Origin of the sequence: Desulfocucumis palustris, from assembly GCF_002933875.1 — a bacterium.
Taxonomy (GTDB): Bacteria; Bacillota; Desulfotomaculia; order Desulfotomaculales; family Desulfocucumaceae; genus Desulfocucumis; species Desulfocucumis palustris.
This window is the reverse complement of record NZ_BFAV01000105.1, coordinates 1-396: the sequence shown is the minus strand read 5'-3', so window position 1 is coordinate 396 and position 396 is coordinate 1. Positions and strand designations below refer to the sequence as shown.

Annotated in this window: 1 protein-coding gene; it reads right to left on the bottom strand. The window is 55.3% G+C overall.

All coding sequences use genetic code 11. The annotated features are described in order from the left end of the window. Positions 1 to 396: histidine kinase dimerization/phospho-acceptor domain-containing protein (locus DCCM_RS08475; protein ID WP_305791396.1), on the bottom strand; the 396-nt coding region annotated here is incomplete at both ends.

Genomic DNA, 396 nt, shown 5'->3' with positions numbered 1-396 from the left:
GGCCTCCAGCTTGGTCAGCTCAAACAGGTCCTGAATAAGCCGGTTGAGGTGCAGCACCTTGTTCAAAACCAGCCTCAGATATTTTTTCTGCTGGCGGGGGTCGTCTATCACTTCGTCCAGAATGGTTTCCAGAAAGCCCTGGATGGAGGTGATCGGTGTTTTCAGCTCATGGGATATATTGGACAGCAGCAGGCGGCGGGAATCGTCCATGACCCGGAGGGCGTCCTCCACCTGCCTGCGCTCCGCGATTTCCTCCTCCAACTGCTGGTTAATCTGCTTTAAATCCCTGGTTCTTTCGTCAACCGTCTGTTCCAGGGTCTGGTTCCACCTGGACATCTGGTCCCTGGATTCTTTCAGGCCGGTGTAAAGCCGGGCGTTCTCCATGGATATGGCGGC